Source organism: Citrobacter sp. wls826 (assembly GCF_005281245.1).
Taxonomy (GTDB): domain Bacteria; phylum Pseudomonadota; class Gammaproteobacteria; order Enterobacterales; family Enterobacteriaceae; genus Citrobacter; species Citrobacter braakii.
In genome coordinates this window covers 1,536-6,219 of the sequence record NZ_SZWS01000048.1, presented here as the reverse complement: position 1 = coordinate 6,219, position 4,684 = coordinate 1,536, and the positions used below count along the sequence as shown (strand labels likewise).

The following is a 4,684-nucleotide window of genomic DNA, read 5'->3' as shown; positions in this document are numbered from 1 at the left end:
CCGTCGTTAAGACAGTTGTGCGGGAGCCTCATCGGGCTCCCGCAACCATTCCTTATTCAGCGTTTCACTATCCCCTAAATAGTCCAGCAGCCAGCTCAATGCCGGCGACGTATCGTTCTGTTGCCATGTCAGGCAGCATGCGGCATCAGGAAATGGATTCTCCAGCTTTAGCGCGACCCATTTGCCGCTATCAATCCACGGTTTGGCAAAATGCGTCGGTACCATGCCCACGCACAAACCTGCCGATAAACAGGTCGCAGAAGATTCCCAGTCAGGCACCACGACGCGCTTTTGGTTATCCAGCAGCCAGGTAATACGCTTAGGAAGCGTACGCGACGTGTCTTCACGCACCAGCGACGGCCAGTTGCGCAACGTGTCGTCGCTTAGCGGTCCGGGCATTGACGCCAACGGATGATGGCTTGCCACCACGCAGCTCCAGCTCAGCATTCCCATATCGCGGAAGGTATAGCGCCCCCCAACCGGAATCGCCTGCGTGGCGCCGATTGCCAACTCAACGCGCCCATCGGACAGCGCATCCCAGACACCGTTAAACACCTCCTGGAAAACCAGCAGCTCCACATCATCAAAATGACGATAGAAATCCACGATCATCTGTCGGGTACGATCCGGGCGGACAATGTTATCTACCGCGATCGCCAACTGCCCGCGCCAGCCGTTGGCAATTTGCTGACATTGCTGGCGGGTGATCTGCATTTTTTTGATAACAGAGCGGCCTTCCTTGAGAAACCATGCACCGGCAGGCGTCAATTCCACGTCCCGATGGCGTCGCTCAAAAAGCGGCACCGCCAGCCACTCTTCCAGTTGACGCACGGTGTAGCTTACCGCCGAGGGTACGCGGTGCAACTCCTGCGCGGCCGAACTAAAGCTACCGTTACGCGCAACCGCATCCACAACTTCAAGTGAATATTCCGACCACATGTTCTGCCTACAAAAAATTTGAAATCAGTAAGCAAATATTAGCGTTTCACAGCAAGAATTACACTCACTACACTCAGCGACATTGTACTACTGCTAAAAAAAGAGAAATGATGATGCAACCTGGGAAAGGATTTTTAGTCTGGCTGGCGGGTCTTAGCGTACTCGGCTTTCTGGCAACGGATATGTATCTGCCCGCCTTTGCCGCAATTCAGTCCGATCTGCAGACGCCTGCATCTGCCGTCAGCGCCAGCCTTAGCTTATTCTTAGCGGGTTTTGCCGTCGCGCAACTTCTGTGGGGGCCGCTCTCTGACCATTATGGTCGCAAGCCTGTTTTGCTGCTGGGTTTATCCATCTTCGCGCTGGGCAGCTTGGGCATGCTGTGGGTTGAAAATGCCACCGGTCTGCTGGTACTACGCTTTGTTCAGGCCGTTGGCGTTTGTGCGGCATCGGTTATCTGGCAGGCGCTGGTCACCGATTATTATCCTTCACAAAAAGTAAACCGCATCTTTGCCACCATTATGCCATTGGTCGGGTTATCCCCGGCATTAGCGCCGTTATTAGGCAGTTGGATCCTGGTACATTTTTCCTGGCAGGCCATTTTCGCCACCCTGTTTGCCATTACTCTAATCCTGATGCTTCCGGCTCTGCGCTTAAAACCAACAGCTAAAGCACGCGACGACAGCCAGGATAAACTGACTTTCGCTACCCTGTTGCGCTCAAAAGTTTACCGCGGAAACGTGCTGATTTATGCCGCCTGCTCCGCGAGCTTCTTCGCGTGGCTGACGGGTTCCCCGTTCATCCTCAGCGAAATGGGCTACAGTCCGGCGGTGATTGGCCTGAGCTATGTTCCACAAACCATCGCTTTCTTAATTGGTGGTTACGGCTGCCGCGCTGCGCTGCAAAAATGGCAGGGCCGTCAGTTGCTGCCCTGGTTACTCATTCTGTATGCCTTTAGCGTAGTGGCCACCTGGGCAACCGGCTTTATTCACCATGTTGCGCTGGCTGAAATCCTCATCCCATTCTGCGTTATGGCGATTGCCAATGGAGCAATCTACCCAATTGTTGTGGCTCAGGCGTTACGTCCTTTCCCACAGGCTACGGGACGCGCAGCGGCATTGCAGAACACTCTGCAACTGGGTTTATGCTTCCTGGCAAGCCTTGTGGTTTCCTGGTTGATCGCCACCCCGCTGCTCACCACCACCAGCGTGATGCTGACAACGGTGCTGCTGGCGGCCGCGGGTTACAAAATGCAGTCGCAGAAGGCTAACGCCCCGCACACAGATGATCGGGCGCAAATTGCCCACGGTGAGTCTCACTAGTAATCATCTTTGATAATTAATTAGCCTGCTAATGTTTATTGATTGAATCATCAAAAATTCAGGCCTATACTGATTTCCGGTTGTTAAAAAAACGATAATTGTTATGTGTTAACGGGGACAAGAACGTTCCCGTTTTCCCATGGATGGTCTTTTCGGCAAGGGTTCCTCCCTTCCTCTGTTCTACGTCGGATTATAGATTCGCGGATTAATTCCGTGAGAGTTCTCACAAAGCCCAAAAAAGCGTCTACGCTATTTTAAGGTTCTGATCACCGACCAGTGATGGAGAAGCTATGAGTTCATCGTGTATAGAAGACGTCAGCGTACCGGATGATGACTGGTACCGCATCACCAATGAATTATTGAGCCGTGCAGGTATTACCATTAATGGTCCGGCACCGGCAGATATTCGCGTAACGAACCCCGATTTTTTCAAACGCGTACTGCAGGAAGGATCGTTAGGGTTGGGCGAAAGTTATATGGATGGCTGGTGGGAATGCGACCGGCTGGACATGTTTTTTTGTAAAGTCCTGCGCGCCGGTCTTGAAAACCAACTCCCCCGCCACTTTAAAGACACGCTACGTATCGCCACGGCTCGCCTGTTCAATTTACAGACCAAAAAACGTGCGTGGGTCGTCGGCAAAGAACACTACGATTTGGGCAACGATCTCTTTACCCGCATGCTGGACCCTTATATGCAGTATTCCTGCGCCTACTGGAAAGATGCCGATACCCTGGAATCTGCCCAACAGGCGAAGCTAAAAATGATTGCCGAAAAACTGCAGTTGAAGCCAGGCATGCGGGTGCTCGATATTGGCTGCGGCTGGGGCGGCTTATCCCAGTTTATGGCGTCACAATATGGCGTTAGCGTGGTGGGCGTGACCGTTTCGGCAGAACAGCAGAAAATGGCGCAGGCGCGTTGTGCGGGGCTGGATGTCACAATTTTGCTGCAGGATTATCGCGACCTGAACGACAAATTTGATCGCATTGTCTCCGTCGGCATGTTTGAGCATGTGGGGCCGAAGAACTACGCGACTTATTTTGAAGTGGTTGATCGTAATTTAAAACCCGACGGTCTCTTTTTGCTGCATAGCATCGGCTCCAAGAAGACTGACAATAACGTTGATCCGTGGATCAATAAATATATCTTCCCGAACGGCTGTTTACCGTCAGTTCGCCAGATTGCCAACGCCAGCGAGCCGCATTTTGTGATGGAAGACTGGCATAATTTTGGCGCGGATTACGATACAACGTTGATGGCATGGCACGAGCGTTTCATGAGATCCTGGCCTGAAATCGCCGATAACTATACCGAACGCTTTAAACGGATGTTCAGCTATTACCTGAACGCCTGCGCCGGTGCGTTTCGTGCTCGCGACATTCAGCTGTGGCAGGTGGTTTTTTCCCGCGGCGTTGAACACGGCCTGCGCGTTCCCCGCTAATCGTTATCACCCCCGTGCCAACGGGGGTTTTACACTCTGGCTTAGGCTCCCGCCTCACCCGTTACGTTACTGATGGCGTTTTCACGCGCCGCCAGTACGCGCTCAACGGTATCAACCACCGCCTGGGTTTGAGGATCGATTTCGATATTGACCCGCGCGCCTAACTTTTTCTTACCCAGCGTCGTACGTTCCAGCGTTTCCGGGATCAAATGCACACAGAAACGCGTCGGTGTCACCTCGCCGACCGTCAGACTGATGCCATCAATTCCGATAAATCCTTTGTACAAGATGTATTTCATCAGCGACGGGTCCTGAACTTTAAACCACACCTGGCGGTTGTTCTCCGAGGTCAGAATTTTCGACACTTCGGCGGTCGTCATAATATGGCCCGACATTAAATGTCCGCCAATTTCATCACTGAATTTTGCCGCACGCTCAACGTTGACCAAATCCCCAACCTTCAGGTCACCCAGATTGGTGATACGCAGCGTTTCTTTCATCAGATCAAAGCTTATCTGGTTACCGTTGATTTCGGTTACCGTCAGGCAGCACCCATTGTGGGCAACCGATGCGCCGGTCTCCAGCGCATCCAACATATATTCAGGTAACTCCACAACATGCGTACGAAAATTTGGTTTTTCATCAATGGACACCAATTTCGCGGTGCCCTGCACAATACCCGTAAACATACTTCTAACTCCTGAACTGAATTAAGACATCTCTGCACAGCACAATAGCAGGTGGAAATTCAGGTTGCCAGCGATGCGCCGCTACTGCCTGTTTTTTCACTGGAGAATTACGTATTCCTCGCTACAATAGACTGAAATTTCCCCTGCTTTTTCTCCTTGCTGCCATATAAGGCGGCTTTTTTAGTCTCTCAAATAACAACAATATAGTGGTGTACACGTGCAAAAGTATGTAAGTGAAGCGCGTCAGTTATTAGCTCTGGCAATTCCGGTGATTCTTGCGCAAATCGCTCAAACCGCA

Annotated in this window: 5 protein-coding genes; 3 read left to right on the top strand and 2 right to left on the bottom strand. The window is 51.8% G+C overall.

Annotated elements, in window-relative coordinates:
- Positions 1-6 precede the first annotated feature (6 nt).
- Positions 7-939 carry a DNA-binding transcriptional activator PunR gene (punR, locus tag FDW87_RS10635; protein WP_101700693.1) on the bottom strand — a complete coding sequence of 311 codons (933 nt, stop codon included), beginning with the start codon at positions 937-939 and terminating at the stop codon, positions 7-9.
- A gap of 113 nt (positions 940-1,052) precedes the next feature.
- Between punR and punC the strand changes: the two genes are divergently transcribed.
- Together punC and cfa are read left to right on the top strand one after the other, a co-directional pair.
- Positions 1,053-2,258 (top strand): purine nucleoside transporter PunC, encoded by a 1,206-nt coding sequence (punC, locus tag FDW87_RS10630; protein WP_016156423.1) that lies wholly within the window; start codon positions 1,053-1,055, stop codon positions 2,256-2,258.
- A 290-nt stretch (positions 2,259-2,548) separates the two neighbouring features.
- Positions 2,549-3,697 carry a cyclopropane fatty acyl phospholipid synthase gene (gene cfa, locus FDW87_RS10625; protein WP_016152983.1) on the top strand — a complete coding sequence of 383 codons (1,149 nt, stop codon included), beginning with the start codon at positions 2,549-2,551 and terminating at the stop codon, positions 3,695-3,697.
- Positions 3,698-3,738: 41 nt separating this feature from the next.
- On the opposite strand, the gene FDW87_RS10620 is transcribed toward cfa, so the two are convergent.
- A complete protein-coding gene (locus FDW87_RS10620) occupies positions 3,739-4,386 on the bottom strand; it encodes a riboflavin synthase (protein WP_047417658.1) in 648 nt (215 codons plus the stop codon).
- A 217-nt stretch (positions 4,387-4,603) separates the two neighbouring features.
- Between FDW87_RS10620 and FDW87_RS22295 the strand changes: the two genes are divergently transcribed.
- A partial coding sequence (locus FDW87_RS22295; RefSeq protein ID WP_252363126.1) for a hypothetical protein occupies positions 4,604-4,684 on the top strand: 81 nt, incomplete at its 3' end.